Origin of the sequence: Daejeonella sp. (assembly GCF_044232565.1) — a bacterium.
GTDB lineage: Bacteria > Bacteroidota > Bacteroidia > Sphingobacteriales > Sphingobacteriaceae > Daejeonella.
On record NZ_JBIILQ010000295.1, the window covers coordinates 1 to 2,955 of the forward strand.

Sequence of the window (2,955 nt, forward strand, 5' to 3'; positions counted from 1 at the left end):
GGTTCATTATAGCTAACTTTTATAATTGTTTTCCTAATTCTCTTACAAAACTAATTAATTGCCATCTTTCCTTTTCTGAAAGAATTTCTTTGTATGGTGGCATATTTCCATTCCCATTACTTAATTTCCAAAAGATTGCACCATCCTTTTGCTTAATAACCTTTTGATCATGAAAATTAGCAGGTCTGATACCCATTGAACCACCAGCTGGTCCATCGCCATAGCCAGTATCTCCATGGCACGAAAAACAATACATATTATATAGTTCCTCACCTTTTGATATATTTTCAGCGTTAAGTGCTAACGTATTTTTAATCGTATCAGCCCATTCTGGTGCAAGCCATAATCCTTTTTTAGTTGTATCTATATTGAATTCAATGGCATTAATATCATCTGAAGCAGAAGAATAATTCTTTGAGGCAGTTAAAACAAAAGCACAAATACCTAGAAATAAGAAAGTTTTAAAAAAGATAATATTTTTCATTTAAAAGACATATTAAAAAAAGAAAAGTCAACAACATATTGCATGAAAATGAGATGAAAGACTTGCAAAACCCTTGAATTCAACAAATCAACAGCCATTTTAATCTTTTAATCGACTTTATGGCTGTTAATTTATTAGTAAGTACCTAAATATTATAGGTATGCAATACAATCCATTTCAACTAATGAGTCGCCCGGTACACCACCCTTTGCAACTGCTATTGTAGAACGAACAGGAGGTTTTTTTCCGAAACGGCCTTTATAAACTTCATTCATCCCTTTATAATCAGCAATATCATTCAGGTAAACGGTAACTTTTAATACCTTTTCCATTGAAGAACCTGCCTTAATCAATTCCTTTTCTAATTCTTTCAACACAATTTCAGTATGAGATTTTATATCAAAAGGATCTGTGTGAGCACCTTTACCCGCAATATAAACTAAACCATTATGAATGGTATGTCCTGAGAAAAGGGGTACATCTTGGAAATTTGTAATATTTCCAGCTTCTTTTTCGGAAGCAGATGCTAGGCTCTTCGCATTTGCAACAGCAGCAATTCCGCTTACGCCTACAACAGATGCAAATAATTTCTTAAGTACTGATCTTCTTTCTGTTTTCATATTATTTTAATTTGAATTAATGAATATTATTTCTTTTTCAACATTTGCCATTCACGGCCTGGTTTATCAACCCTAAAACTCTCTAAATAACCCTTGTCTTGAAGTGTGATGTAGGCAGTTTTACCATCTTTACCCCCAAAAGCAATATTACTTGGTAACTTACCCAATGTATTGATTTCTCTTATTAATTTCCCGGCAGGAGATAGCTTCACAACAGTACCCTTACCATGTCTAGTAATGTATAAATTTCCATCAATATCGCATCTCATACCATCCATCCCAAAATCCGGGAATTCATGAATTAGACGTTTATTACTTATCTCGCCCTTTGTATTTAGATCATATTTCCAAACTTTGCGTTGTACAGACTCGTTAACATATAAATATTTATTATCAGGACTAACTTCAATTCCATTTGTAGTTCCCATGCTGTCGAGCATGGTGGTTTTACCATCCAAATCTATTCTCCAAATTCTTCCTGTTCCGGCTTTCCAATTAGGATCGCTCGCATATAAACGATCACTGTTATCGATGGCAATATCATTGGGCTGACTCATTTTAGGATTATGTGCAAAAACACTGATTTTCTTAGTCAGCATATTTATTTTCAGCACATTATGATTCGTGTAATCTGCAACAAGCATATTGCCTTTACTATCAAAACGGATTCCATTTCCTACGCTTCCTGAAGGCAATTCCACAAATAAACTTGCCTTTCCATCAAGAGATATTTGTCCGATAGTACCAGCTTTACCAAAATTAACAGCGTAAACTGTACCATTTGCGGCTACCGCTGGACCTTCAACACCCGATGGGAAACTTTTTTCTGGTGTTAAAGCAGCACTTATAAAAGGGTCTTGAGCATAAACCCAAAAATGAGACCCTAAAAGCAGAGCTAAAAAACAAAGTTTCGTGCCAAGTTTGTTGTTAATATTAAAAACCATATTTATTTCTGTTAGTATAATTAAATATAAGAGTAAAAAAACGAGCTAAGCCCCTATTTTAAAAAATAATCTTGCCTAATTTAATCTAAGGACAATTATCAAATCTCATTAACAATGTGGTAGATTCCGTTTAAAATAGCAGAGAATGTGATACAGCTTTGAAAAAATGTTGAAATAAATTTTATTTCATACTAAGAATATATACAATCATATCGTGAGCATCATCATCAGATAAAGTTGGATGAGGAGACATTGGAATTGGACCCCAAACGCCACTACCACCCGTTTTCACTTTTTGTACTAAATAACCAATGTTTGTTTTGTTTTTTTCATACTTATTAGCAATCTCCTTGTAAGAGGGACCTAATAGTTTATCTTGAACTTTATGGCAGGCCATACAATCAGATTTTGAAATAAGTACTTCCCCATTTTTTATATTAAGTAAGTCTGAGTTCTCCACTGCTTTCACGATAGGCGAATCTTGATTTTCTTTAACTTGTGGTTTTATTGCTTCTACTTTACTGATTTTGACTTGAGAATTCTTATTCTCAGAGGCCACAGGATTAATAGTAGAGGCACTGGATGTGTCTACACTGGCAATAGTTTCAGTTGAATCTGAAGCTCTTAAAACAGTTGAATTAGGCAAACTTTTTTTATCAGAAGAACTATTGCAAGCCATTAAAAAATAAGCTAAACCTAGCATTAACAATCTTTTCATTTATTAATTAAATCTAAAATACAGTACAGAAAATTGTAAGACACAATTCTATTTAAAAAAACTCGGATTATAAATTAAAACATAAAATTTAAAATCTAAAAACGGGCAAATTGAAGAATTGAATAAGATCGTTACAAAAGGAAACAAATTGGAGAACGATGTTTATTAAATGTTTTATTAAAAAATACG

4 protein-coding genes are annotated in these 2,955 nt (G+C 32.9%); all 4 read right to left on the reverse strand.

Annotated elements, in window-relative coordinates; all coding sequences use genetic code 11:
• Positions 1-19 precede the first annotated feature (19 nt).
• Positions 20-484 carry a cytochrome c gene (locus tag ACILQF_RS12300; RefSeq protein WP_395627697.1) on the reverse strand — a complete coding sequence of 155 codons (465 nt, stop codon included), beginning with the start codon at positions 482-484 and terminating at the stop codon, positions 20-22.
• A gap of 152 nt (positions 485-636) precedes the next feature.
• Positions 637-1,104 carry a RidA family protein gene (locus ACILQF_RS12305; RefSeq protein WP_395627698.1) on the reverse strand — a complete coding sequence of 156 codons (468 nt, stop codon included), beginning with the start codon at positions 1,102-1,104 and terminating at the stop codon, positions 637-639.
• Positions 1,105-1,130: 26 nt separating this feature from the next.
• Positions 1,131-2,048: an SMP-30/gluconolactonase/LRE family protein gene (locus tag ACILQF_RS12310; protein ID WP_395627699.1), complete on the reverse strand. Its 918-nt coding sequence runs from the start codon at positions 2,046-2,048 to the stop codon at positions 1,131-1,133.
• A gap of 181 nt (positions 2,049-2,229) precedes the next feature.
• On the reverse strand, positions 2,230-2,766 hold the full coding sequence (locus ACILQF_RS12315) for a c-type cytochrome (RefSeq protein ID WP_395627700.1): 537 nt from the start codon (positions 2,764-2,766) through the stop codon (positions 2,230-2,232).
• Between the last annotated feature and the right edge of the window lie 189 nt (positions 2,767-2,955).

What these genes read in the sequence shown, in the direction of transcription:
- ACILQF_RS12300 (WP_395627697.1), bottom strand. Translation starts at nt 484, where the DNA reads ATGAAAAATATTATCTTTTTTAAAACTTTCTTATTTCTAGGTATTTGT.
- ACILQF_RS12305 (WP_395627698.1), bottom strand. Translation starts at nt 1,104, where the DNA reads ATGAAAACAGAAAGAAGATCAGTACTTAAGAAATTATTTGCATCTGTT.
- ACILQF_RS12310 (WP_395627699.1), bottom strand. Translation starts at nt 2,048, where the DNA reads ATGGTTTTTAATATTAACAACAAACTTGGCACGAAACTTTGTTTTTTA.
- ACILQF_RS12315 (WP_395627700.1), bottom strand. Translation starts at nt 2,766, where the DNA reads ATGAAAAGATTGTTAATGCTAGGTTTAGCTTATTTTTTAATGGCTTGC.